This is a genomic window from Variovorax sp. PAMC26660, from assembly GCF_014302995.1.
Taxonomy (GTDB): domain Bacteria; phylum Pseudomonadota; class Gammaproteobacteria; order Burkholderiales; family Burkholderiaceae_C; genus Variovorax.
Genome location: NZ_CP060295.1, coordinates 6,789,679 through 6,815,698, shown reverse-complemented (window position 1 = coordinate 6,815,698; position 26,020 = coordinate 6,789,679). Strand labels below are relative to the sequence as shown.

The 26,020-nt window shown below is 67.4% G+C and carries 17 protein-coding genes; 8 read left to right on the top strand and 9 right to left on the bottom strand.

The window, feature by feature from the left end:
* The first annotated feature begins 14 nt into the window (after positions 1 to 14).
* From H7F35_RS31895 to H7F35_RS31880, 4 genes are read left to right on the top strand one after another with little or no spacing between them, the layout of a single operon-like run.
* Positions 15 to 749 carry a GntR family transcriptional regulator gene (locus H7F35_RS31895; protein WP_187110487.1) on the top strand — a complete coding sequence of 245 codons (735 nt, stop codon included), beginning with the start codon at positions 15 to 17 and terminating at the stop codon, positions 747 to 749.
* Positions 746 to 1,774 carry a histone deacetylase family protein gene (locus H7F35_RS31890; RefSeq protein ID WP_187110486.1) on the top strand — a complete coding sequence of 343 codons (1,029 nt, stop codon included), beginning with the start codon at positions 746 to 748 and terminating at the stop codon, positions 1,772 to 1,774. The genes H7F35_RS31895 and H7F35_RS31890 overlap by 4 nt, the downstream gene beginning before the upstream one ends.
* A complete protein-coding gene (locus tag H7F35_RS31885) occupies positions 1,771 to 2,850 on the top strand; it encodes a phosphotransferase (protein WP_187110485.1) in 1,080 nt (359 codons plus the stop codon). Before H7F35_RS31890 ends, H7F35_RS31885 begins: the two co-directional genes overlap by 4 nt.
* Positions 2,840 to 4,114 (top strand): aspartate aminotransferase family protein, encoded by a 1,275-nt coding sequence (locus H7F35_RS31880; protein WP_187110484.1) that lies wholly within the window; start codon positions 2,840 to 2,842, stop codon positions 4,112 to 4,114. The genes H7F35_RS31885 and H7F35_RS31880 overlap by 11 nt, the downstream gene beginning before the upstream one ends.
* Before the next feature lie 53 nt (positions 4,115 to 4,167).
* Here H7F35_RS31880 and H7F35_RS31875 read toward each other — a convergent pair whose 3' ends face one another.
* Positions 4,168 to 5,106, bottom strand: a complete 939-nt coding sequence (locus H7F35_RS31875; RefSeq protein ID WP_187110483.1) for a LysR family transcriptional regulator — start codon at positions 5,104 to 5,106, stop codon at positions 4,168 to 4,170.
* 115 nt (positions 5,107 to 5,221) lie between these two features.
* On the opposite strand from H7F35_RS31875, the gene H7F35_RS31870 reads away from it, so the two are divergent.
* Positions 5,222 to 6,655: a M20 family metallopeptidase gene (locus tag H7F35_RS31870; protein ID WP_187110482.1), complete on the top strand. Its 1,434-nt coding sequence runs from the start codon at positions 5,222 to 5,224 to the stop codon at positions 6,653 to 6,655.
* Between the two features lie 13 nt (positions 6,656 to 6,668).
* Positions 6,669 to 7,658 carry a Bug family tripartite tricarboxylate transporter substrate binding protein gene (locus H7F35_RS31865; RefSeq protein WP_187110481.1) on the top strand — a complete coding sequence of 330 codons (990 nt, stop codon included), beginning with the start codon at positions 6,669 to 6,671 and terminating at the stop codon, positions 7,656 to 7,658.
* Between the two features lie 67 nt (positions 7,659 to 7,725).
* Here the strand turns inward: H7F35_RS31865 and H7F35_RS31860 are convergent, their stop codons facing one another.
* From H7F35_RS31860 to H7F35_RS31835, 6 genes are all read right to left on the bottom strand, one after another.
* On the bottom strand, positions 7,726 to 9,021 hold the full coding sequence (locus H7F35_RS31860; protein WP_187110480.1) for a TCR/Tet family MFS transporter: 1,296 nt from the start codon (positions 9,019 to 9,021) through the stop codon (positions 7,726 to 7,728).
* Positions 9,018 to 10,067: a glycosyltransferase family 2 protein gene (locus H7F35_RS31855; protein WP_187110479.1), complete on the bottom strand. Its 1,050-nt coding sequence runs from the start codon at positions 10,065 to 10,067 to the stop codon at positions 9,018 to 9,020. Before H7F35_RS31855 ends, H7F35_RS31860 begins: the two co-directional genes overlap by 4 nt.
* On the bottom strand, positions 10,064 to 11,338 hold the full coding sequence (locus H7F35_RS31850; RefSeq protein ID WP_187110478.1) for an acyltransferase family protein: 1,275 nt from the start codon (positions 11,336 to 11,338) through the stop codon (positions 10,064 to 10,066). The genes H7F35_RS31855 and H7F35_RS31850 overlap by 4 nt, the downstream gene beginning before the upstream one ends.
* A gap of 190 nt (positions 11,339 to 11,528) precedes the next feature.
* Positions 11,529 to 11,753: an MbtH family protein gene (locus tag H7F35_RS31845; protein ID WP_187110477.1), complete on the bottom strand. Its 225-nt coding sequence runs from the start codon at positions 11,751 to 11,753 to the stop codon at positions 11,529 to 11,531.
* 22 nt (positions 11,754 to 11,775) lie between these two features.
* Positions 11,776 to 13,095 (bottom strand): glycosyltransferase, encoded by a 1,320-nt coding sequence (locus H7F35_RS31840; RefSeq protein ID WP_187110476.1) that lies wholly within the window; start codon positions 13,093 to 13,095, stop codon positions 11,776 to 11,778.
* Between the two features lie 8 nt (positions 13,096 to 13,103).
* On the bottom strand, positions 13,104 to 20,591 hold the full coding sequence (locus H7F35_RS31835) for a non-ribosomal peptide synthetase (RefSeq protein WP_187110475.1): 7,488 nt from the start codon (positions 20,589 to 20,591) through the stop codon (positions 13,104 to 13,106).
* A gap of 545 nt (positions 20,592 to 21,136) precedes the next feature.
* Between H7F35_RS31835 and H7F35_RS31830 the strand changes: the two genes are divergently transcribed.
* Positions 21,137 to 22,753: a phospholipase D family protein gene (locus H7F35_RS31830; RefSeq protein ID WP_261803437.1), complete on the top strand. Its 1,617-nt coding sequence runs from the start codon at positions 21,137 to 21,139 to the stop codon at positions 22,751 to 22,753.
* 32 nt (positions 22,754 to 22,785) lie between these two features.
* Here H7F35_RS31830 and H7F35_RS31825 read toward each other — a convergent pair whose 3' ends face one another.
* Positions 22,786 to 24,054: an alpha/beta hydrolase family protein gene (locus H7F35_RS31825; RefSeq protein WP_222621988.1), complete on the bottom strand. Its 1,269-nt coding sequence runs from the start codon at positions 24,052 to 24,054 to the stop codon at positions 22,786 to 22,788.
* Positions 24,055 to 24,154: 100 nt separating this feature from the next.
* Between H7F35_RS31825 and H7F35_RS31820 the strand changes: the two genes are divergently transcribed.
* Positions 24,155 to 25,252, top strand: a complete 1,098-nt coding sequence (locus H7F35_RS31820) for an AraC family transcriptional regulator (RefSeq protein WP_187110473.1) — start codon at positions 24,155 to 24,157, stop codon at positions 25,250 to 25,252.
* A 2-nt stretch (positions 25,253 to 25,254) separates the two neighbouring features.
* On the opposite strand, the gene H7F35_RS31815 is transcribed toward H7F35_RS31820, so the two are convergent.
* The gene (locus H7F35_RS31815; RefSeq protein WP_187110472.1) at positions 25,255 to 25,752 is read right to left on the bottom strand and encodes a hypothetical protein; all 498 of its coding nucleotides are present in this window, start codon (positions 25,750 to 25,752) and stop codon (positions 25,255 to 25,257) included.
* Positions 25,753 to 26,020 lie beyond the last annotated feature (268 nt).

Sequence of the window (26,020 nt, the reverse complement as noted above, 5' to 3'; positions counted from 1 at the left end):
ACGAGACAAACAACATGGCTTTTTCCTCCCCTTCAGACAGTGCCGTTTTCGAGTCCGTCGAGGCGCCCGACCTGGTCGGGCTGGTCGAGGCGCAACTGACACGCGCCATCGTCGAAGGGCACCTTGCGCCCGGCAGTCGCATCGTCGAAGCCGAGATCGCGCGCCGCATGGGTGTGAGCCGTGCCCCGGTGCGCGAGGCCGCACGCCGGCTCGAACGCCAGGGCGTGCTGGTGGCACGGCCGCGCCACGGCTTTGCGGTGCGCACCATCAGCGTCCAGGAGATCGACGATCTGTTCGAAGTGCGGCTGAGCCTGGAGCTGACTGCCGTCGAGCTGGCCTGCCGCAAGGCCGACGACGCGGGCCTGGCACGCCTGCGCGCGCTGGTCGACGCGATGGTGCGCGACGCACCCACGCAGCCGCAGCACGTGCGCATCGCGACCGACCTGGCTTTTCACACGCTGATCAGCGAGCTTTCGGGCAATGCCCACCTGCACCGCATCTTCTCGAACACGCAGACCGAGATGCAGATGATCATCGCGCTCATCGATGCGGTCTACCACGACCCCGAGACCATGGCCAACACGCACTACCCGATCGTCGATGCGCTGGAGAGCCGCGACGTCGAGGCTTCGCGCGCGGCCATGCGCGAGCACCTGGACGACGCCTGGCTGCAGGTGCGCGCGCTGTTCGTGAAGCAGCACGGCACCGTTTCCCCATCACCCACACCCACCAAAGGACCCGCGCGATGAAGATCGTCTACAGCGACGTGCACAAGGACCACGACCCGCAGCTCTTCATGGTGCGCGGCCGTTTGAAGCGCAGCAACGAGCAGCCCGAGCGCGCCTTCCGCCTGCTGTCGGCGGTCGAGCACGACGGCCACGAGGTCATTGCGGGCGAAGATTTCGGCCCCGGCCCGCGCGCCGCGATCCACACGCCGGAGTACCTGCGCTTTCTGGAGACCGCCTACGCGCGCTGGCGGCTGCTGGATGACCCGTCCGACGAGGTCATGCCCAACATCCATCCCTTTCCCGGCGAGCCGTGCACCTACCCCGAGAGCGTGGTCGGGCAGGCCGGCTACCACATGGGCGACAACGCCTGCTCGATCGGTCCGCACACCTGGGAGGCGGCCGTGGCCTCGGCCCACGTGGCCACGCATGCGGCGCAACTGGTGCTGCAGGGCGAGCGTGCGGCCTACGCGCTGTGCCGTCCGCCCGGCCATCACGCCTACGCGGACCGCGCCAACGGCTTCTGCTACCTCAACAACACGGCCATCGCCGCGCAGCAGTTGCGAGCCGCGCACGATCGCGTGGCCATCCTCGACATCGACGTGCATCACGGCAACGGCACGCAGGGCATCTTCTACCGCCGCGCCGACGTGCTGACCATTTCGCTGCACGGCGACCCGCGCAACTTCACGCCCTTTTTCACCGGCTATGCCCACGAGCGCGGCGAGGGCGCGGGCCTGGGCTACAACATCAACAAGCCGCTGGCGCTGGGCACCGACATCGATGGCTACCTGCCGGCCTTGCGCGATGCCTGCCAGAGCATTCGCGCCTTCGCGCCCGGCGCGCTGGTGGTGGCGCTGGGCCTCGATACGCATGAGCGCGATCCCTACAAGGGCATGAAGATCACGACGCCCGGTTTTGCTCGGTTGCTCGCGGAGATTGCCGGCCTCGGCCTGCCGACCGTGCTGGTGCAGGAGGGCGGCTACCTGTCGGACGACCTGGGCCCCAACCTCGCCAGTGCGCTGCGCGGCTTCGCAAGCGCCGCATGACGACGCAGGCCGGGTTCGACGACGAGGTCTTGAGCGAAGGCTCGCCTGCGCTCGATGCCGACTGGGTGCGCGCGCTCGCGTTGCGCCACTACGACATCGAAGGCGAGATGCAGCCGCTGACCGGCGAGCGCGACCGCAACTACCGTCTGGAATCCGCATGCACCGGCGAGCGCTTCATGCTGAAGATCTCGCATCCGTCCGAGACGCCGCTGGTGGCGGATTTCCAGACGCAAGCGCTGCTGCATATCGCGGCCACCGATCCGGAACTGCCGGTGCAGCGCATCGTGCCCACGAATGGCGGTCTTCCTTCCTTTCTGAGCGATCCGGGCGACGGACTGCCACGCGTGACGCGGCTGTTCAGCTACCTGCCGGGCACGCCCATGCCCGATGCGCCGCGCACGTCCACACAACAACTGAATCTCGCGTGCACCCTGGCCCGCCTCGACCTTGCGCTGCGCGACTTCGATCACCCGGCCGGCGCAATGGCGCTGCCTTGGGACATCCAGCGCGCCGACAGCGTGCGCGGCCTGCTCCAGCACATCGCCGATCCAGTGCGCCGCGCGCTGGCGGAACGCTCGCTCGACCGTTTCGAGCGCGACGCCAAGCCGGTGCTGGCCGGCCTGCGCTCGCAGCCCATTCACAACGACTTCAACATCTACAACGTGCTGGTCGATCCCGGTCACACCGACCGCATCGCCGGCGTTCTCGATTTCGGCGACATGGTGCGCGCACCGCTGATCGACGACCTGGCCGTGGCCGCGGCCTACCAGCTCGATCCGGCGGGTGACGCGCTGGCCGGCATCGTGCCCTTCGTCGCGGCGTACCACGCGGTGCTGCCGCTCGCGCGCGAAGAGGTCGACGCGCTGTTCACGCTCATCACCGCGCGGCTCGTGATGGTGGTGGCGATCAGCGGCTGGCGCGCCGCGCGTCATCCGGACAACGCGGCCTACCTGCTGCGCAACAACCCGCTGTCATGGGCCCGCCTGCAGGCCTGCGACCGCATCGGCAACGATGTCGCCAGCGCTGCGTTCCGGCGCGCCTGCGGCATGAACCAGAGTCACGAACATGCCTGTTGAAGAATCGCTCCTGGAGCGCCGCGCGCGCCTGCTCGGCCCGGCCTACCGCCTGTTCTACGAAGCGCCGTTGCACCCGGTGCGCGGCCAAGGCGTGTGGCTCGACGATGCCGATGGCAAGCGCTACCTTGACGCGTACAACAACGTCGCCTCGGTGGGGCATTGCCATCCGCATGTGGTGGAGACGATTGCGCGGCAGGCCGGCGTGCTCAACACCCACACCCGCTACCTGCACGAAGGCGTGCTCGACTATGCCGAACGCCTGCTCGCCACCATGCCGCCCGCGCTCGGCCATGCGATGTTCACCTGCACCGGCAGCGAGGCCAACGATCTGGCGATGCGCATTGCCAAGGCGCACACGAAGGCCGAAGGATTGATCGTCACGCGCTTCGCGTACCACGGCGTGACCGAATCGATCGCGCAGGCCTCGCCTTCACTCGGGCGCTTCGTGCAGCTTGGCAAGGCGGTGCGCGCCGTGCCGTCGCCCGACAGCTACCGCGTGCCGCCCGAAGAGCAGGGCAGGGTCTTTGCAGCCGGGGTGCGCGCTGCCATTGCCGACCTGCAGGCCCATGGCGTGCGGCCTGCGGCGCTGATGGTCGACACGGTGTTCTCGAGCGACGGCATCTTCACCGACCCTGCAGGTTTTCTGCATGAGGCGGTGGCCGCGATCCGCGAAGCCGGCGGCATCTTCATCGCCGACGAAGTGCAGCCCGGCCTCGGGCGCACAGGCGACGCCTTCTGGGGCTTCATGCGCCACGAGGGCCTGGTGCCCGACATCGTGACCATGGGCAAGCCGCTGGGCAATGGCCATCCGCTGGCCGGACTGGCCATACGTCCCGAGGTGCTGGCCGCGTTTGGCCGCGAGTGCCGCTACTTCAATACCTTCGGCGGCAACCCGGTGTCGATGGCCGCCGGCATGGCCGTGCTCGACGTGATCGAGCGTGAAGGCTTGATGGCCAATGCACAGCGCGTCGGCCGCCATCTGCGTGCCGGCCTCGTGAAGCTCGCCGAACGGCATGCGCTGATCGGCGACGTGCGCGGCGCGGGCCTGTTCGTGGGCGTGGAGCTGGTGACGGACCGCCACGCGCGCACGCCCGCCACTGCAGAGACCGTTCGCGTCGTCAACGGGCTGCGGGAGCGGCAGGTGTTGCTGAGCGCCACCGGCGAACACGCCAACACGCTGAAGATCCGCCCGCCGATGGTGTTTTCCGAAGCCAATGCAGATCTGCTGATCGATACGCTGCAGGACGTTCTGCGGACGTTGTGATGTGGCAGCGAAGATGGCGGCGCCGAGCACGCTGTCCGTCGCGGTGAGCTTCCTCAGGCGCAGGCGCGCGCAAGCCCGAGTTTGCGCCGGCCCGCTTTGGCGATGGTCTCCACCAGATGCTGCACGAAGTCCTGTGCCAGCGGCGGCAGCGTGCGGCCTTCGAGCGCCAGCACCTGCAACTGGCGCTGCTGCAGCGGCGCTTCGGCAAAGGGCCGCGCCACCACAGTGCCGGCGTCGATCAGGTGCATCACCGTGAGATGCCCCGACAGCATCACGTCGGAGCTGCGCAGCAGCGGCAGCAGCACCGACGAGAAGTTGCTCACGAAGATCGCGCGGTACTGCAGCCCCTGCAGGCTGCAGGCCTGGTCGAACAACTGGCGCGCGGTGACGCCCTTGTCGCCCACGGCCAGCGGGTAGCGCACCGCGTCGGCCACCGACACCACGCGCTGTCGCGCCAGCGGATGGTTGGGCCGCAGCACCGCGTACACCGGCGCGGTGGCCGTGTGCGCAACAGCCAGGCCGGGCTCCGGCGCCACGACGTACTTGAGCGCGATGTCGGTCTCGCCGCGCGCCAGCAGCGCGCTCACGCCGTCGGGCGAGCCCACGTGCAGTTCGAGCTGGCAGCCGGGGTGGGTCTCTTCGAAGCTGCGCATCACCAGCGGCATGAAGTGCCCGGCAAAGCCCTCGGTGCAGGCCATGCGGATGCGACGTGCGCCCTGGCCGCCGAGGTCGCGCACCTGCTCGAACACCTGTTCGATGTCGAGCTGCGCATTGCGCAGGTGCGCCGCCAGCCGCTCGCCGGCGGCCGTGAGCGCCATGCCGCGCGCATGCCGCTCGAACAGCGGCGTGCCCAGGCTGTCTTCGAGCTTGGCGATCTGCCGGCTCACCGCCGACGACGCAACGAACAGCCGCGCCGCGGCCTGGTTGACCGAACCGCTGCGTGCCACTTCGAGGAAGTGGCGCATCGGGATGCTCAGAAGTGGAAGGGCCATGCGTACAGCCAGGTGTTGCCTTGAAGGCAATGGTAGCTTGCCAAAACGATGCTGGAAGCATCGGCCTTCAGGCCTTGTACTTGCTGCACCCGATGGACAGACAAGGACCCCCTTCATGCAACGCACCGACAGCCTGGCCGCCGCCGCCGCCTATTTCGATGGCGGCGGCTTCTTCGCCGACCTCCAGCGCCGCATCGCCTTTCGCACCGAAAGCGACACCGGTGCGGTCACGCCCGCGCTCGAGGCCTACCTGCGCGAGGAACTGATGCCGCCGCTCGCGGCGCTCGGCTTCGCCTGCGAGATCGTCGCCAACCCGGTGCCCGGCGGCGGACCCTTCCTCATCGCGCGCCGCATCGAAGACCCGGCGCTGCCCACGGTGATGACCTACGGCCACGGCGATGTCGTGAGCGGGCAGGACGCGCAGTGGGACGAGGGCCTTGCGCCGTGGTTGCTCACCGTGCGCGGCGAGCGCTGGTACGGGCGTGGCACGGCCGACAACAAGGGCCAGCACAGCATCAACCTGGGCGGGCTGGCCGCCGCCATCGAGGCCCGCGGCGGACGCCTGGGCTACAACATGACGTGGCTCGTCGAGATGGGCGAGGAGGCCGCCTCGCCCGGCCTCCATGCGGTGTGCGCGCAGGAGCGCGACAAGCTGCGCGCCGACCTGTTCATCGCCAGCGACGGCCCGCGCGTGAGCGCCGAGCGGCCCACGCTCTTCCTGGGCTCGCGCGGCGCGGTCAATTTCAGCCTGCGGCTGCGCGCCCGGCCGCGCGGCTACCACTCGGGCAACTGGGGCGGCGTGCTGGTCAACCCGGGCACGGTGCTCAGCCATGCGGTGGCCTCGCTGGTGGATGCGCGCGGTTGCATCCTGGTCGAAGCCTTGCGCCCGCCGCCGGTCACACAGGCGGTGCGCGATGCGCTGGCCGACATCGCCATCGGCGGCGGTACCGACGACCCGACGGTCGACGAAGGGTGGGGCGAGCCCGGCCTGAGCCCGGCCGAGCGCCTGGTGGCATGGAACACCATCGAGGTGCTGGCGCTCGGTGCGGGCTCGGCCACGCGGCCGGTCAACGCCATTCCTTCGGAGGCCGTGGCGCATTGCCAACTGCGCTTTGTGGTGGGTACGCCCTGGCAAGACCTGCGGCAGATCGTGCGCACGCACCTCGATGCACATGGCTTCGAGCAGGTGGACGTCGAGATCACGCTGACCGGCGCCGCCACGCGGCTCGACGTCGACAACCCATGGGTCGGCTGGGCCCGCCAGTCCATCGAAGAAAGCAGCGGACAGCGCCTCGATCTGCTGCCTAATCTTGCGGGTTCGCTGCCCAACGACGTGTTCGCCGACCTGCTGGGTTTGCCGACGCTGTGGGTGCCGCATTCGTACCCCGCGTGCGCACAGCACGCGCCCAACGAGCATCTGCTCGCGCCGCTGGCGCGCGCGGGCCTGCAGATCATGGCCGGCCTGTACTGGGACCTGGGCGAGCCCGATGCCGCGCCGTGGACCACGGGGCGCATGGCTTCGACGGCTTCCGCTTCCGCAACCTCCTGACACGCACGCATCCATGAAATCCACTGTCTCCCGCCGCTCCTTCGGCCTGCTGCTCGGCGCCCTTGCCATTGTGGCGATGCATGACCCCGCGTTCGCGCAGAACGCCTGGCCCGAGCGCCCTGTCAAGCTCGTCGTTCCGTTCCCGCCCGGCGGGGGCACCGACATCGTGGCGCGTGCGATGGGGCAGACCTTGTCGGAGCGGCTCGGGCAGCCCATCGTGATCGACAACAAGCCAGGCGCCTCGACCATCATCGGCACCGACGCGGTGGCCAAGGCCGCGCCCGACGGCTACACGCTGCTGCTCTCCGGCTCGACCAGCTACAGCGTGAATCCGGCCCTGCGCGCCAGGCTGCCCTACGACCCCGTGCGCGACCTGGCGCCCATTGCCATCGTGGCGCGCACGCCGCTGGTGCTGGTGGTGGGCAAGGGCACGCCGTGGCATTCGGTGGCCGAACTCGTCGCGGCGGCCAAGGCCAAGCCCGGGAGCATCCGCTACGCCACCTTCGGCTCAGGCTCGGGCCCGCATCTGGCGGGCGAACTGCTGGCGCTGGCCGCCGGCATCCAGTTGCAGGACATTCCGTACAAGGGCAGCAGCCAGGGCGCGATGGCCGTGATCGGCGGCGAGGTCGAGATCGGCATCGACACGGTGACCTCGGTCGCGCCGCATGTGCGTTCGGGCAAGCTGCGTGCGCTGGGCATCGTGGGCGCGACGCGCTCCAGCCTGCTGCCCGAGGTGCGCACGCTGGCCGAGCAGGGCCTGCCCGACGCCACCTTCGACGCCTGGTACGGCTTTGCTGCGCCGGCGCGCACCCCCGCGCCGGTGATCGACAAGCTCACCCGTGCGGTCACTGCAACCATGGGCAATCCAGCGCTGCAGGCGCAGCTGCGCGCGCAGGGCATGGAGCCGGTGGTCATCGGCGCGGCGGCTTTCCGTGCGCAGATGGTGGGCGAGATCTCGCGCTACCGTGCGCTGGCGCACCGCGCGGGGATTGCAGCCGAGTAGGGCAGGAGCGTGGCCGCAGGCCTCGTCTCGGCACAGCGAGTGGCCGGCACCGCCGCAGTGGCAGCCGTCAGCGCGTGCGACAGCGAGGGGGCGCTGGACAGGTCGTCGGCGCCACCACCGCTGCCCCTGTCACCTTCCGCCGCGTGTACCGCCACGCGATCAGCGTGCCGATGCCCAGGAACACCGCGGCGAGGAAAAAGGGTGCGCCTGGCAAGTGCACCGGCGTGTCCGCGCCGATGAAATAGCCGAAGCTGCCGGCGAACATCGCCGGTCCGACGATGCCTGCCACTGACACCAGGCTCGTCAGCGCGCCCTGAATGCGACCCTGCTCACCGGCATCGACCTGCTCGGTGACCAGCGCCTGTGCCGCCGGCCCAGCGAACGCCAGCAAGGTGCCGAACGGCAGCGCGGCCAGAAGCATCCAGCCGGCATTGGCAAAGCCGTAGATGACGAAGCCGAGCACGCCGAAACCCATTCCGAACAACAGGGCACGGCGCTCGCCGAAGCGCTTCACGCCTGGCCCGATCAACAGCGCGTTGACCCCCACGCTGAGCACGCCCACCAGCCCGAGCACCCACCCCACGGTGTCTTCCTTCCAGTGGTACTGGTAGTCGGCGAACAGCACGAACACGCTGGGATAAACGTACTGGGCGAGGTTGACGAGGAAGATCACCGCCGCCAGCCCGAACACCTGCGGATAGCGCTTGAGCAGCACCAGCGATCCGACCGGGTTGGCATGCGACCAGTCGAACTTCCGGGCGCGCCGCTGTGGCGGCAGCGATTCCGGCAGCACGAACCATCCGTAGCAGAAGCTGAGCATGGTCAGGCCGGCCGCGAACCAGAACGGCAAGCGCGGATCGATGTGGCTCAGTTGCCCGCCAAACACGGGCCCGATCACCAGGCCCATGCCGAAGGCCGCGCCCACGATGCCGTAGCTCTTGGCGCGCTCGTCTGGCGGCGTCACATCGGCGATGTAGGCATTGGCGATGGTGAAGCTGGCCGCGAACACACCCGACACCACGCGGCCGATGAACAGCCACGGCAAGCTGGTGGCCAGGGCCATGAACACGAAGTCCACGCCCAACCCCAGGCACGACAGCAGGATCACCGGCCGCCGCCCGAAGCGATCGGACAACGCGCCCTGGATCGGCGCGCTGATGAACTGGATCGCCGCGAACGCCGTGCCGAACACCGCGATCCAGTACGCCGCCGTCGCGGTGCTGCCGCCGGCCAGGCGCTCCACCAGGTGCGGCAGGCCGGGAAGGATCAACCCGAACGCCAGGAAGTCGATCAGCACGGTCACGAAGATGAAGGCGAGCGCAGCGCGGCGCGCGCGCGGCGCTTGAAGGGTCGAGGTCGTCATGAATTCGCCGAAGTTGTCCCGCGCCCCGTTGCTCGATCGCTGCGGCTCAGGTACTTGCCCACCCGGGGGTGCACCTCGCTGAGGCCGCCCAGCCTGCCGAGCAGCCCGTCGACGAAGCCGACCATCAGCGCGATGCTCTTTCTCCAACGATCGCGCTCGAACATCAGCATGGGCAGGATCTGTTTGAGCGTGTAGACGTTGATGAACAGGATCGCGGGAAAGGCGCGCACATGCGCCCGCGAGAGGTCCAGGGCATTGCGCGCAATGTAGTAGCGCCGTGCGGCCGGATAGTTGATGAAATGGATCTTCCAGCCGAACAAAGACCTGGCCTCGATCTGGCCGATCTGGTGCCGCAGAACGACGTGCGGATTGAGATACAGCGGCACGTCGCGGCGCAGGGCGCGCATGCAATAGTCGGTGTCCACGTGGTCGATGACGTAGCGCTCGTCGAACCGGCCGACCCTGGCCCAGGCGGCGCGCGAAATCAAAGAGCCCGACGAGATCAGGAAGGCGCAGCGAACCAGCGGCTCGGTGAAGGGCTGTCGCAGATCGAACTGATAGACACGCTTGTCCTTGAGACCGAATTGCGGGATCAGCGCATCCAGGTTCGTGTCGTGAACGAGCGGCCCGATCAGGAAAGCCGCATCTTCCTTACCCTCGCTCTCCCGGTTCCGGGCTGCCATCGCGGCCTCGCACATTGCAGCGAAGTAGCCGGGCGGCAGCTTCGAGTCCTGGTCGAGCAGGAAGAAGAGTTCAGCGCCCCGCGCTTCGAGTTCGACAATGCCGCCATTGAAGGCCCCCGCGATGCCGCCGCGGTTGCCGTTGTGCAGCACATGGATTCCTGCATCGGCGAGCGCCCGATGCCAATCGCCCGCTTGTGGCGTGTTGTCGACCACGCACAGGCGCGCGCACGATCCGGCAAGCGCGTGGAGATTCGCCACTTGCGCGTCGGTCGGGAAATAGGTGACGACGACAGCACCGAACGAGAAGGGCACCTCGAGCGTCGACCGGCAGGAGGCGTCCTTGTCGCCAGACGGATAGCTCATCGTCGGGTTCCTTGCAGAGGTTGCTTCAACCCATTGCCATGGATGCCGCGGACTGCGACACCGGATCGCGCACGCCTGCCACGTGCGATGCCCGGCTTCTCGACAAGGCAGTAGCTGGCGACCGATGCCGCCACGAGCAGCAGCGCGCACAAGGTGCCCACCAGCCAGTACTGCATGGCCCCGGCCATCGCGAAATCGCGCATCGGCGGCATTGAGAAGATCACGGTCAGCACGAGGCCCTGCAGCAGGTAGATGCTGTAGCTCACCGTGCTCATGCGCCGGGCCACGCGCGTGGCCAGCAAGCCGTACAGCGTGCTGCCGCTGCAGACGAGATGGAAGAAGACCCAGAGCAGCAAGACCTGAACGGGGCCGACCATGTGCGGGAACCCGAGGAATAGAGCGACCAGGCAGGCCAGCGCGAAGAGGGACGCCGCCCATTCCGGCAAGTGCTCTCGCAGCCGGCTCGTGCCGTCGTGCCGGATCAGCCATGCCGACAGCATCCCCATGAGGAACGACGCGAGCACCCAGGCCAGTGCACCGACCACCAACGCAAGCGTGGGGTGCGTGGGCGAGCCGGCCGACGGAAGCGCCGCGACCGTCAGCGCCGGCAGGCACAGCAGCAACAAGCCGGCGGCGACGAAGCGCGGCGTCCGACCGCCGCGCGCGAGCGGTGCCATCAGCCGCAGAGATCCGTAGAACAACCATTCCACGAAGACCGTCCAGGTCACGCCCGCGAGGATCAAGGTCGTCCCGACGTAGCCATTGATGTCGGGCTGCTGCGGCACGATGCCGAGGGCCAGCCACTGCAGCGCCGCGGCCAGCACGGACCACGTCGGCTCCCTGAGCACGAACCCGGTTTTCCAGGCGACGATCAGGAACATCAGGCCGACCGCCAGCAGGTACGTCGGGCCGATGCGCCAGAGCCGGCCGATGTAGAGGCTGCGCCAGTCCGGGCGGCCCTTGGCGTCGAGCAATTTGCCCCAGAACAGGAAGCCCGTGATCATGAAGAAGACCCCCACGCCGACCTGTCCGAGCAGGGTGGGGAAGCCCGGAGGCGGAAACGTCCATTCGCCGTGTTCGAGGTAGCCGTGGGTCACCATCAGGTGATGCACGAAGACGCTCAGCGCGAGAAAGCCGCGCAGCCCGTCGAGCGTTGCGGTGCGCTGGTTGCGCTGCGGCGGCTCGTCGGCCACGCTGAAGACCGGCAGCGCCAGCATGCCGAGCACGACCAGCACGAGCGCGAAGTACGGCCAGACAGAGAAGACGCTCATCGCCGGCGCAGCCTGCGTTGCTGTTGCATTGCTGTTCCCCGCGGCTTGGCAGGAGCGCGGCCTTTCCCATCCGCAGGCCCGGCGCGCTCCCTGTCCGGCGCGCCAACGCCGGTCACTTCACCGGCAGCCGGCGGTTGGAACAGCGATGCATACGCCCATGCGGCGCCGCGCCGGTGCAGGGCGAACATCCTCATGCCTTGGTGGCATCGAGGTCCCTGGCCACCAGCGAGCGCGGCCGCATGTCACGCCGATGGGTCTCGATGAAGTCGTCGCAGGCGGCCCTGTCGGTTGCCGCCAGGGCCACCGTCCAGCCGGCGGGCACGCCGATGAAGCCCGGCCACAGCGAGTGCTGTCCTTCTTCGTTCACCAGCACCAGGAAGCTGGCGCTCTTGTCGTCAAACGGGTTGCTGCTCATCGTCGGTTTCCTTGCTTGGCGTTCAAGCCGTTTCCGCGGATGCGGGGGTTGTGTGCTGGAGTGCGGTGAGGGCTTGCGCGATGCCGCCCAGCGCGTGATGACGCGCGAAGTCCTCGCGCAGCGCGGCGGCGCGCTGCCGGTAGGTGGATGGGCCCAGCACCTTGCGCACGGCGTCGCCGATCTGCCGGGCACCGGGCTGGCCGCTGCCGAGATTGATGCCGGTGCCCGACCAGGCCACGCGTGCGGCGATCTCGGGCTTTTCCTCGGTGCCGCCCGCCACCACCAACGGCACGCCGAGGCTGAGCGCATGGTTGACCGAGCCATAGCCGCCGTTGGTCACCATGGCATGCACCTTGGGCAGCAACCGGTCGTAGGGCAGGAACGGCAACACGCGAGCGTTAGCTGGCACGTTCGCACTCAGCGCGGCAGGCACGGGGCCGCCGGTGGTGGCGATGACCTGAATGCCCTTGTCGCCCGCCAGGGCCTGCAGGGTCGGGCCGATCAACTGCGCCGGATTCTGGTTGGCCAGCGTGCCCTGCGTGACCAGCACGACCGCACGGCCGTCGTCCAGTTCGTGCCACCAGTCGGGCGGCGTGAAGTCGCGGCTGGCGGGTGCGAGCAACGGGCCGACGAAATGCACCGAGGCCGGCAGGTCGCTGCGCGGGTACTCGAAGGAAGCGGCCGTCGCCTGCAGGTAGAGGTCGGGCAGCGTGACCATGGCGTCGATGAAGAAATCCAGCAGCGCAGGCAAGGCCATGCACGCCAGCAAGGCGTCGAAGTAGCGCTGCACCCCACCGAACATCGCCTGCTTGAGGTTGGCGTTCATCGAGCGGTTGCGCGCCCGCCCTTCGGGTGTGGACGACGGCGGCAGCGCGGTACCGAAGAACGCCGTGTCGCAACTGGACAGCGGCAGCGCCGAGATGCCGATGGAGACAACCGCCGGACGGGCCGCGCGCGCGCCCAGCAGCAGCGGAAAGGTGCCGCAGAACATCGTGTCGACCACGATGGCATCGGCCCTGAAGTCCTGCAGGATGCCGCGAAGGCCCTTCAACTGCGGTGCCATCGCATCCGCAAAGAAGTGCTTCAGGCCGAAGCACAACTGGGCATGCGCCGAAGACAGACGCTGGCGTTCGGGAAAGCGCTGGTCGAGCTGCCGGTAGTCGTAGTCGATGGCCGGCTCGAAGGCGGTGAAGCTGGCGCCGGTCGCCTCGGCCTGCGCCCTGAACTGGCTCGCGGTGTGCACCCGCACCTCGTGCCCCAGGCCCACCAGATGCTGCGCGATGGCCAGCATCGGCAGCACGTGTCCCGGCAACGCGGTTGCCGCAATGAGATAGCGTGCCATCGGTCCTCCTACGACTTGCTCGTTTCCAGCGTGCGGCGCGCCTTGGTGTCGATGCCGAGATCGACGAAGTAGCGCTGCAGCAGGTCGCGGTCCACCGGACGGATGGGTGCGCCGATGGCTTCGAGCTGCGCGTGCGTCGCCGCGCCGCTCACCTGCGGCGGCGTGGCCGAGGTGTCGTAGCGGTCGAGGATCGCCAGCACCGCTGCCAGGTCGCGGTCTTGCCCGACCGCGAGCCGCGCATGCGCGCGCTGCAGCCAGGGCGCCAGCCCCACCGGTTCGAGCCGCATGCCCAGCCGCTCGAAGACGGGTGGAATGTCGCGCACCCGCAGCGGCGCCTGGCTCATCAGGTGGAACACCTGGCCCCACGAAGCCTGCTGCCCCGCCAGGCCGAGGATGGCGCGCGCCACGTCGTCCACCGGTGTCAGGTTGAGCGGCAGGTCCATGTCGGGAATTGCCTCCAGGTCCGCATAGAGGTGCGCCACGCGCCAGATCAGGTCTTCGGCGTTGCAGATCGCATGCGTGTGGTCGCCGGTCACCGCGCCCAGCCGGTAGATCGCGACCGGCATGCCGCGCGCCTGCGCTTCGCGGGCCAGCGCATCGCCGACCCACTTGCTCTGGCTGTAGCCGTCCACCAGGCCGCGCCACGAGGCCAGCGCGGATTGCTCGGTGACGGTGCCGTCCTTGTTGTTCTGGTCGATCACTGCCAGCGTGGACACGTAGTGCATGCTCTTGGGCCGGCCCTGCGAAGTCCATTCGAGCAGCGTGACCACGCTCCCGACATTCGCTGCCTTCAGGCTCGCATAGGGATGCAGAAAATCGACCTGCGCGGCGCAGTGGTAGATGGCGTCGCAGCCGTCGCGCACCAGTTGCACCGCGCTGTCGTCGAGGCCGAGTTGCGGCTTGCCGAGGTCGCCGGTCACGACCTTGATGCGCGCGTCGTCCCAGATCGCGCCGAGCTGGCGCTGCGCCAGCGTGCGCTTCAGGCGCAGCGTGCCTGCGTCCTCGTCGGCCGCGCGCACATGGCAGACCACGCAGGCCGAGGTGTCGCGCAGCAGCGCGGCCAGCAGATGGCTGCCGACGAAGCCGCTGGCACCGGTGAGAAACACGCGCTTCGGCGCCAGCGTCGGCGACGCCCCTTGGCTGCGGATGTGTTCAGGCAGATGCAGTTCGCGCGACAGGTCCAGCGCCTCGGCCACGCCGCCGACGTTGTCGATCCATGCCGCCAGCTCGGCAATCGACGGGCGGTTGTAGACCTCGGCATGCGGAAAGTCCGGCCGCATCCGTTCACGGATGCGCATGCCGAGCTGGATGGCCATCAGCGAATGGCCGCCGAGTTCGAAGAAGTTGTCGTGGATGCCGACGCGCTCCAGATGCAGGGTGTCGGCCCAGAGTTCGGCGAGCTGTTTCTCGGTCGGTGTGCGGGGCTCGGCATAGGGCGCGGCGGCCTGCTGCTCGGGCACCGGCAGTGCCTTGCGGTCGAGCTTGCCGCTCTGGTTCAGCGGCAGGGTCGGCAGATGGACGAAGGCCGAGGGCACCATGTAGTCGGGCAGCGCCTGCGCCATGTGGGCGCGCAGCTCGGTCGGCTGCAAGTCGGCGGCGGCGACCACATAAGCCACCAGGCGCTTGTCGCCCGGCACGTCCTCGCGCACGACCACGGCGGCCTGCGTCACCTGTGGATGCCGCAGCAGCACGGATTCGATCTCGCCGGTCTCGATGCGGAAGCCGCGAATCTTGACTTGCTGGTCGGCACGGCCGAGGAAGTCGAGGCTGCCGTCGCTGCGCCAGCGTGCGAGGTCGCCGGTGCGGTACATGCGGCTGCCGGGCGCGCCGTAGGGGTTGGCGATGAAGCGCTCGGCGCTGAGCAGCGGACGGTTCAGGTAGCCGCGCGCCAGGCCGCTGCCGGCGATGTACAGCTCGCCCGCCACGCCGGGTGGCACCGGCTGCAGGCTGTCGTCGAGCACATACATCCGCGTGTTCCAGATCGGCTGGCCGATGGACGGCTGCGCTTCGCTCGTCATCGGTGCGCTCATGCTCGCGCAGATGGTTATCTCGGTCGGGCCGTAGGCGTTGACCATGCGGCGGCCTTGCGACCACCGCGCGGCGAGCGCGGCGGGGCAGGCTTCGCCGCCCACCACCAGCGTTTGCAGGTGACGGAACTCGCCATGCGGCAAGGTCGCGAGCGCAGCGGGCGGAATCAACGCATGGCTGACGGCCTGCCTTTCGAGCAGATCGGCCAGGTCCGGGCCCAGCAGTTGTTGTGCCGCCGGCACCACCAGCGCGGCGCCGGCATGGAAGGCCATCAACGCGTCCATGACGGAGGCGTCGAAACCGCAGGAGGAGAACTGCAGCACGCGCGAATCGTGGCCGATGGCGAGCCGCTCCGCCATGGCCGTTCCCAGGCTGCTCAAGCCTGCATGAGGCACGACCACGCCCTTGGGCACGCCGGTGGAGCCGGAGGTGTAGATGATGTAGGCGGCATCCTGCGGATCGACGGCCTGCGCTGGCGCGACAGCATCGTCCGACTGGATCGCCAGCGCGGCGACCGTTTCGTCGCTGTCGAGCGCCACGCAATGAAGAACGCCGGCCAGCCGTGGCAGCAGCGCGGCATGGGTCAGCACGGCGGCCGGCGTCGCTTCCTCGAACACGAAGGCGCTGCGCGCCGACATGTGATGGGGATCGATCGGCAGGTAAGCCGCCCCCGCCTTGACGATGGCCAGATGCGCCACGACAAGGTCGAGCGAGCGCGGCAGCACCGTCGCGACGATGGTGCCCGCCGCAATGCCTTGCCGGCGCAGCAGGTGCGCGAGCCGGTTCGCGCGCACGTCGAGTTCGGCATAGCTGAGCGTGGCGTCGTCCAGCACCACCGCTGCCGCATGCGGACGCTCGGCGGCGTGGGCTTGCACCATGGCGGCCAGCGTGAGCGGCGGCAGATCGCGCGTGGGGCCGCTCCAGTCGGTCAGCAAACGCCGGTGCTCCTCGGCACTCAGGATGGAGAGACTGCTCAGCGCCTCGTCGGGCGCCTCGCAAGCCTCTTCCAGCAAGCGCACCAGACGGGCCGCGATGGCCTCGACCGTGCCGCGATCGAACAGGTCGGTGCTGTACTGGATGCCGCCGGCAATGCCGCCCGGCAAGCCGTCGGTGCCGCGCTGTTCGTCGAGGATGAAAGACAGGTCGAACTTCGCGGTGTCGATAGCCACAGGCTGCGGCGTGATCGACAGGCCGGGCAGGCTGAAGGACAAGCGGTTGCTGCCCTGCTGGAACCCCAGCATCACCCGGAACAGCGGCAGGTTGGCGCGCGAGCGCTCCGGCCGCAGCAGCTCCACGATGCGGTCGTATGGAAACTCCTGGTTCGCATAGGCCGCGAGGTTGGTGGTGCGCACCCGCGCGATCAGCTCGCGCAGGCTCGGTTGTCCTGAAGCGTCGGTGCGCAGCACCAGCGCGTTGACGAAGCAGCCGATCAGCTCGTCGAGCGCGTGGTCGCTGCGGCCTGCGACCGGTGTTCCGATGACGATGTCGTCGCCACCGCCCAGCCGGTTCAGCAAGCCCGCCAGCGCAGCCTGCAGCACCATGAAGACGCTGGCCTGGCCATCGCGCGCCAGTTGCAGCATGCGCTCGTGAACGCGTGCGCCGATCTGCACCGGCACCACGTCGCCGCGGTAGCTGGGAACGGCCGGATGCGGCCGGTCGGTGGGCAGGCTCATCTGCTCGGGCAGGTCGCGCAGGGTCTCGCGCCAGAACTCGCGCTGGCGGCCCGCCATGCTTTCGGGATCGTCTTCGCTGCCGAGCAATTCCTGCTGCCACAGTGCGTAGTCGGCGTACTGCAGTGGCAACGGCAACCAGCCCGGCGCCTTGCCTTCGCAGCGCGCGGCATAGGCCACGCTGAGGTCGCGCGCCAGCGGCAGCAGCGAGGCGCCATCGCCGACGATGTGGTGTGTGAGCAGCAGCAGCACGTGTTCGTCGGCGGCCAGCTTGAACAGATGGGCACGCAGGGGCGTCGTGCTGCCAAGCTCGAAGCCGCTGCGGGCCGCGGCATGCAACTGGGCGGCGATCTCGTCTTCGCTGCTGTCGGCTTCGATCACCGCCGGCAACGCATCCGCGCCGTCGAGGATGTGCTGGTACGGCAACCCGTCTTCGTTCGGGTAGATGGTGCGCAGGCTCTCATGGCGCTGCACCAGGTCACCCAGTGCCTCGTGCAACGCCACGCGGTCCAGTACACCGGACAGGCGCAAGGCCAGCGGCATGTTGTAGGCCGGGTTGGCTTGTTCGAGCTGGTTCATCAGCCACAGGCGGCGCTGCGCAAACGACAGCGGAATGCGCGCCGGGCGCAGCATCGGCGTGAGGCTGGGGCGCGCCACCGACTCCTGATCGAGCAGCTCCGCAAGACCTGCGATGGTCGACACTTGGAACAGCGTGTCCACCGGCAGGTCGATCATGAACTGCTGCCGGATCATCGAGATCAGCTGCACGATCATCAGCGAGTGGCCGCCGAGTTCGAAGAAGTTGTCGTGGACACCGACGCGCTGCAGGTGCAAGGTCTCGGCCCAGAGGCCGGCCAGTATCTTTTCGGTGGGCGTGCGCGGTGCGGCGTAGGGCGTGGCGGCTTGCTGCTCGGGCGCCGGCAGCGCCTTGCGATCGAGCTTGCCGCTCGGGCCGAGCGGCAGGGCCGGCAGGCTGACGAAGGCCGAGGGCACCATGTAGTCGGGCAGGGCCTGCGCCAGGTGCGCGCGCAATTCGGACGCCTGCGGATCGCTGGCATCCGCCGCAACGACATAGGCCACGAGGCGCTTGTCGCCGGCCACGTCTTCACGCGCAATCACCGCGGCCTGTGCAACTTGGGGGTGCTGCAGCAGCACCGACTCGATCTCGCCCGGCTCGATGCGCAGGCCGCGGATCTTCACCTGCTGGTCGGCGCGTCCGAGAAAGTCGAGGCTGCCGTCATGGCGCCAGCACGCGAGGTCGCCAGTGCGGTACATGCGGCTGCCGGGCGCGCCGTGGGGGTTGGCGATGAAGCGTTCGGCGCTGAGCAGCGGACGGTTCAGGTAGCCGCGCGCCAGACCGACGCCGGCGATGTACAGCTCGCCCGTCACGCCCGGAGGCACGAGCTGCAGGCCGCTGTCGAGCACATGCATCTGCGTGTTCCAGATCGGGCGGCCGATGGGAACACGCTCCGATGTCGACTCGATCTCGGGTGCGCGCTGGCATTCCCACGCGGTGACGTCGACCGCCGCTTCGGTCGGACCATAGAGGTTGTGCAGTTCGCAGGTCAGGTGTTGCTGGAACTGCGATTGCAGCGCGGGCGACAAAGCCTCGCCGCTGCAGATCACCCGCCGCAGCGACGTGCACGCGGCGGCCGCGGGTTCGCGCAGGAAGACTTCGAGCATCGAGGGCACGAAGTGCAGTGTGGTGATGCCTTCCCTGCCGATGAGGTCGGCCAGGTAGGCCGCGTCCTTGTGGCCGCCCGGTTTTGCGAGCACCAGCGTCGCGCCGTCGATCAGGGGCCAGAAGAATTCCCAGACCGACACGTCGAAGCTCGAAGGGGTTTTCTGCAGCACGCGGTCGTCGGCCTGCAGGCCGTAGCGGTCCTGCATCCAGCGCAGGCGATTGACGATGGCGCGGTGCGACACCACCGCGCCCTTCGGCGTGCCGGTGGAGCCGGAGGTGTAGATCACATAGGCCGGGTGCGAGGGATCGATGGCAGCGCCGGGGTTGGTGTCCGCACAACTCACCAGTTCGGCAATCGTTTGCGGAAGGTCGAGCAGCAATTGCGATGCATGGCCCGGCAGTACCTCCGACAAGGCGGAAGTCGTGATCAGGCACACCGGCTGCGCGTCGCCGAGCATGAAGGCGATGCGGTCCTGCGGGAAATCCGGATCGACCGGTAGATAGGCGGCGCCGGTCTTCAGAACAGCCAGCAACGACACCATCAGCTCCAGCGAGCGGGGGAGGGCGAGCGCCACGGTGCGCTCCGGGCCCGCGCCGCGTGCGCGCAGCAGGTGGGCCAGCCGATTGGCGCGACGGTTCAGTTCGTCGTTGCGCATCGTCTGTCCGTCGAAGCGCAATGCAATGCCGCTCGGGTTGCCTGCGAGCTGTGCCTCGATCAATGCCGTGAGGTGGGTGTCGGGCACTGCGTGGCCGGTGTCGTTCCAGTCCACCAGCAGTTGCCGGCGCTCATCGGTACTCAGCAGATCGACATGGCCGACCGCTTGATCGGGCTCATCTATGACAGCGGCGATGAAGGCCAGCAACCGGCGTTGATGATCGGCCAGTGCCTGCGCGGTGTAGATCGCGGGATTGGCGTCGAAGTCGATCTGCAGGTCTTGCCCGTTGCCGCGCTCGTACAGGAAGATGCCCAGGTCCTCGGCAGTGCCGTTGGACAGGTTGCGCAGCTTCGCGGCGTGCCCCGCAAAACGCAGGTCATAGTCGAAGGGTTCGACGTTGACCACGGTCGTGAACAGCTGCCGGTTGTTCACCAGCATGTTCAGGTCGTTGCGCAGGTACTCGTAGCGATAGGACTGGTGCCGCAGGATCTGTCGCATCTGCCGTCCGACCTCGCGGATCAGCTCCGGGATGCGCAACTGCGCGCTCATCGCAAGGCGCAGCGGCAAGGCATTCGCCACCATGGCCGGCACGCGCCGCATCTGGTCGTTGTGGCGCGCAGTCACCGGGATGCCGATCACCATGTCGGCGATGCCGGTGGCGCGGTACAGGTAGGCCGCGGTGGTGGCGATCAATATCTGCGGCAGCGTGGTGCCCAGTTCCTGCGCAATGCCTTGCAAGGCCTGCACGCTGGCGGCCGGCAGGTGCACGGTCTGGCGCAGCAGGCCACCGACGTTGACCGAGCGCCGCTGCGCCAGGCTCAGCGGATCGGGCGCATCGCTGAAGCGCTCCATCCAGTACTGGCGGTCGCGCGGAAAGCGGCCGGACTCGCGGTAGGCGTTCTCCTCGTGGGCGAGCTGTGCGATCGGTGCGAAGCGCGAAGCTTCGGGAACATCGGTGTGCTGGACCCGTGCGGTGTAGATGTCCGCGAAGCGTCGTGCAATGAGTCCGCCGCCGAAACCGTCAAGCACGATGTGATGGCTGCGGTGGTACCAGATGTGGCGATTGGCTGCCAAGCGAATCAGCGCGGACAACCACAACTGCCCGTTCGCCAGATCGATGTTGCGGCCGAAGTCGGCGTGCATCCAGGTCTCTGCCTCGGCACGGGGATCGCTCTTCTCGCTGTAGTCGAGGTAGAGGATCTCGCGGCTGAAAGGCGACGCCACGATCTGTCGCGGCCCTTGCTCGGTATCGACGAAACGCAGCCGCGTGGCCTCGGCCTCTTCGACCACTTGCCGCATGGACGCCAGGAAGATGGCCGGGTCGACCGGACCATCGATCTCGATGGCTTCGGCCAGGTTGAAATTGGTGTCGGGCGAGGCGAACCTGGCGCCGAGCCACATCGCCATCTGACCCGAGGTAAGGGGTGTTGCGCTGTCCAGCAGGTCGACGGTATGCATGCACTACTCCAGGTCTTGAATGAAATCGGCAACGATGCAAGTGCACGCTGAATGGACACGTGGCGAGCGCTTCGCACGGGGAGAGACGCCGAGCCACGGTTGACAATTCGTTCACATTGCCAAACCAATGTACAAGTGGTTGCAACGATTTCAGTGACGCTTTTTGGCGTTTCAATATTTCACGATGGCCACTGAGCGAGAAAGATTTCATCCTGAAGTTGCGATCTGAATCGCGGTGTCGAGAATCGAAGGCTTTCATCGTATTTCGAGGGGAAAACGCACCCGAAGGATGTTGCAGCGCAGCAACTTCTAGTTCGATGCTTAGGGGTATTGCAGAGCCCCTTGGGGCCGTGGGTGTTGTCGGTACTGAAGACTTGGTTAGTACTGTCGTTTGTCTGGGTATGAAGTCGGCCTCTGCATCCGCACGCTTCACGCTGCCAGCAGCGCACGCACTGGCCCCGCTGCCCGAAAGAGGGAAATAATCCGCATCAAGATCCGGCTGTCCGGACCAAGGGAAGGCCAGGATGAAAAAAGCGTTTCGGGACTTGCTTGCCCCCGTCTTCCGCCCGGTACTGGCGCTCGGCGTTGCCGTCTTGCTGGCTGCCTGCTCCAGCTTGCCGCCGCAGGTCGTCCGCGCGCCGACGTTGGCCATCGACGACTATGCACAGACGCCGCTGGCCGCGATCACACAGAAGGTGCTGCCGACCGACGGCCGCTCGGGGTTTCAGTTGCAGCCCTATGGCCCCAATTCGTTCGCGACGCGGATCGCGCTGACCCAACTCGCAACCCGCAGCCTCGACGTGCAGTACTACCTGCTGCAAGGCGACAACACGGGCCTCACCCTGATGCGCGCGTTGCGGGAAGCGGCAGCACGGGGCGTTCGCGTCCGCCTGCTGGTCGACGACCTGTACACGACCGGCGAAGACGATCTGCTGCTGGGGCTCGCCAGCTATCCGAACGTGGAAGTGCGCCTGTTCAATCCGTTTCCGGGCGGCCGCGGCAGCGAGATCACCCGCTTCATCAGCTCGGGCCTGGAGTTTCGCCGCGTGAACCGGCGCATGCACAACAAGCTCTTCGTCGCGGACAACGCAGCGGCCGTGGCCGGTGGCCGCAACATGGCCGACGAGTACGTGATGAACGCCAAGGGCGCGAACTTCATCGACATGGACACCTTCGTGGCCGGCCCGGTGGTGCGCGACCTGTCCAGCGAGTTCGATCACTACTGGAACAGCGAGGTGGTGTTTCCCCTGGAACGCATCGCGTACACCGGACTGACCCGCGCCGAATTGCAGGACAACTTCCAGCAGCAGACCGCGAACGCGAAGCCGCCCGAGGCGAGCGAGATACCGGCGGACGGCAGGCCCTTGCATCCCGGCGAGGGCGAGCCGACATCGGTGGCGCCGGACCTCGTTCCGATGCTCAACCTGCCGTTCGAGCTGGCCAACCATCGGCTCAGCCCGCTGCTGTGGGCCAAGGCCCGCGTCCTGTTCGATCCGCTGACGAAGACGCAAGGCCTGAACGAGCACGAGAACTCGATCAAGGGGACCGTCACGGAAGGCGTCATCCAGTGGCTCAAGACCGCGAACAGCGACATCAAGATGGTGTCGCCTTACTTCGTGCCGAGCGAAGGCTCGGTCAACAGCCTGGTGGGCGCGCGCAAGGCCGGGGTCAGCGTCGCGCTCGTGACCAATTCACTGGCGTCGACCGACGAGCCGTGGGTCTATGTGGGCTACTGGGCCCACATCAAGGAACTGCTGAAGGCCGACGTGAAGATCTTCGAGATCAGTCCCTCGCTGAGCGTGAAGCGCCACAAGCTGGGCATCTTCGGCCACCGCACCGGCGCGCTGCACATGAAGAACGCGATCCTCGACCGCAAGGAGGTGTTTCTCGGCTCGATGAACCTCGATCCGCGCTCGGCCGTGCTCAACACCGAACTGGGCCTGATCATCGAGAGCGAGGAAATGGCGCAGCAGCTCGAAGGTTTTGCGGACGCCGGCAGCTCCTATGCGCTGCGCCTGAATGCCAGCAGCCAGAGCGTCGAGTGGGTGGAGCTGGGCGACGACGGCAAGCAGACGGTGTACGACGTGCCGCCCGAAACCACCGCCTGGCAGCGCTTGCGGTTGCGCCTGGTGGCGCCCTTCATTCCCGTGCACGAGCTGTAGCAGATGCAGCGCCGGATGGCCGCGTCCGCAGGTCAGGCGAAGGTCTTGCGCAGCCAGTCGAAGAAGGCGGCATGCCACAGCGTGGCCGCACCCAGTTGGCAATGTTCCGCGCCGCCCGAGGCCCGGTCGAAGATCCGCGTCGTGACGCTCTTCGCGTTCACCAGCGACTTCTCGAAATCGGCGGTCTGGTGATAGGGCACAAAGTGATCTTCAGCGCCCGCCAGGATCAACACCGGTTGCCGGATGCGGGCCGCCACGGGCGCGAGCTTGTAGGCCTGGAAGGCCTGGCGGGTTGATTCGAGGTCGGCTGTTCCCATGGTCCAGCGCGCGTTGTCCATGGCCCAGATGAAGTCCGGGCTGGACCGCGCCTGGGGGTTGGCAGCCATCTTGACGATGCCATCGGCAATCTCGCCGATGTCGAAGAAGGTGTCGAAGGCCACCACCCCGTCGATGCGATCGTCGAAGGCGGCGGCACGCGGGGCAAGGTAGCCGCCCATGCTCATGCCGACCAGGATCGTCTTCACCGGCTTGGCGTGCGTGTGCAGGAAGGCGTCGAGCACCGCGCCATTGGGCTTCTCCCACTCGGGCAGAAAGTGCAGGCCCTGCTTGCGCAGCGCCTCTCCTTGCCCGGGACCTTCGTAGGTCAGTACCGAATAGCCACGGTCGTGCGCTGCCTTCACGAGCACGAGATACAGCTCTTCGAGCGTCGAGTCGTAGCCACCGACAAACATGATGAGCGGCTTGGACGCAGCGCCCGCAGGACCCGGGTAGTAGATGGCCTGCAGACCCCCGCCAGGGTAGGGCGCGCGGAAGCGCTCATGCGCGACGCCGAGCGTGTCGAGTGCCTTGTAGAAGCAGCCGATGTTGCGCTCCCACGAAGCAGGGCGCTTGGCATCGTCGGGCGGCAGCAGGAACTCGGCCGTGCGGAAGTAGTTGTGCGCGCGCATGTAGGCGCCACCTTTGCTGAGCGGGTCCTGCGTCTCCTGTGCAAGCGCCAGCACGCGGTCGCCGGTTTTCGTCCATGCCGCATACCAGCCTTGTGCGTCGCCGTCCTTGATGGTCTTGATCGTCTCGAGCACCTCGCCGGTGTCTGCGCCGCCGAAAGGGACGTCCGACAGCGCCCGGAGTGTCTGGAAGTGATAGGTCTGGCTTTTGAAAAACCGGCCGAGGCCGGTGGCGCCGGGCGCGGCTGCCGGCAGCGGATGCGAGCCGGCATCCCGGGCCGCAGGTTCGGTCTGGGCGCGCGCGGCGAGAGTCATTGCGGCGAGGGCGGCAACCGCCTTGCGCTTGGTCATTTCCATGGTGTCTCCGACAGTTCTGGTTGCTTGGGGGCTTGACCATAGGTTGGTGGGTCTTCGCCACGATTGACAAATTTCGCTGACTTCTTGACAGTTCGCGCCAATGCGCAAACAGCTTCATCGAACCGCTGCCATCGATGCGCCATCGGCGGGGGCAACGCAGGCATCCCTTCTCGGGTACACGGTCTCGGCCGACTTGATGCGCGGCTTGCATCGCAGTGCGGTTCGCGCAGGAATCCCGCAGCGGGACCTGGCCGAATTGGAGGAAGCCGCATCCACGGCGCAGGCGCCATCGGCGATACCGGCTCGCGGCCCGGGGCAGCAGTTGCGCGCCTTCTGGGAGCGCGTCACCTGCGTGGGAGACGACACGGTCATCGGCTTCCGGATGGCGAACGCCGCCGAGCCCAAGGTGTTCGGCGTGCTCGGGCAGGTGCTCTCACGGTGCGACACCGTGCTGGATGCCTACCTGCAGATCGAGCGCTACGCTGCACTGGCGTATCAGGGCACGCGAGTGCGCGTCACGTGCGATGCCAAGGCTGTCACGGTCACCGTCAGCTCCAATCTGCTGTCGGGCAAGGCGGCCTTCAACGCCATGCTCTGGCTGATGACGAACCTTGCGCTGCTGCCGCAACGCCTGGCGGACCCGACCCTCCAGCCATGTGCGATCACATGTGCGTTCGCGCCGCCTGATCGCGCTGTGCTGCGGATCCTGGGCGAGCATTTTTCCTTTCGATTCAACGCGCCTTCGCACAGTGTGGTGCTGCCGCGGAAGGTTGCGGATCTGCGCATCGCTTCCGCCGACACGGAGCTGCGGTTGCTGCTCTTGCAATTGATGGAGCAGCAACTCGGCGCACTCGCTGCAAGCGATGACCTCGAACGCTGCCTCGCGCTGATGCTTCGGGAGATGTTCAACGGGACCATCCCGACCTTGAAGTCGCTCAGTCAACGCGCCTCGCTCACGCAACGCACGCTGCAGCGCAAGCTGGCGGCGTCGAACCTGAGCTTTCAGAGCCTGCTTCAGCAGGTGCAACGAGAGGTTGCCGACGAACACCTCGCAGAAGGCGTTTTGACGCAAAGCGAGATCGCCTTTCTGCTCGGCTATTCCGAGGTGAGTGCTTTTGCTCGGGCCTACCGCGCGTGGACGGGACACTCGCCGGGCGCGTACCGCCAGCGGCTCGCGCAGGCGGATGCTGTCGCCTGAGGTCACTGCTCATCCTTCAATGCCCGGCGCATCCAGGCCGCCATGGCCTCCAGTTGATCGGCCGAAAAAATGCCGGTCAGCCCTACGCGCCCGATGCCGGCTTTCCAATGCACGTAGTTGCCCGAGCTGGAATCGCCCTGCCGATTGGGACGGGCGACCTGCGCCAGAAACCTTTGAATTTCGTCGTCGGTCATTCGGCCTGGAACGCGGTGAATGGAAAGGGAGGCGCCGGAGGATGCAAGAAAGTCCAGCGAGCGCAGTTCCACGGGGTTTTCGGGCGTGTACGGACCGCCCATCTTCATTTTGGCGCGAACCTTCTGATGAATGACTTCCGAGTTGGTCACGTAGATGCTGAGCAAGGAGTGCCCATCGTCTTTCGCACCGAAATGATCTTCCATGGCCTTTCGGCTGATCTTTGCCGCGGTGCGCGCTCGGCCGTCACGCATGCGGAAATCCAGCCATTCGCCGTGGTCTTCACTGCTCCCTGAGTCTTCTCCCATCCTCTCCATCCACGTTGACGAAGAGCTCGCTAGGACGTGAGCGAGCCGAACAACGATGCCGTCGCGCGGGGAAGGTGTGTCGCCGGATGGCGTGGAGCCCGATCAGCCCGATCGGGTCATCTGTGAAGGGGGCGATGGCCTCCCCATTGAGGTGCGTGACAGCTTGTGGATGTTCACCCAAGGGCTGGCAGGGGCAAGCGCCGTTCGTAAGTCACGGCTGAAAACGTGGAAAAAATCACGCTCAAGCGCTTCTTCATTTGGGCGCGGG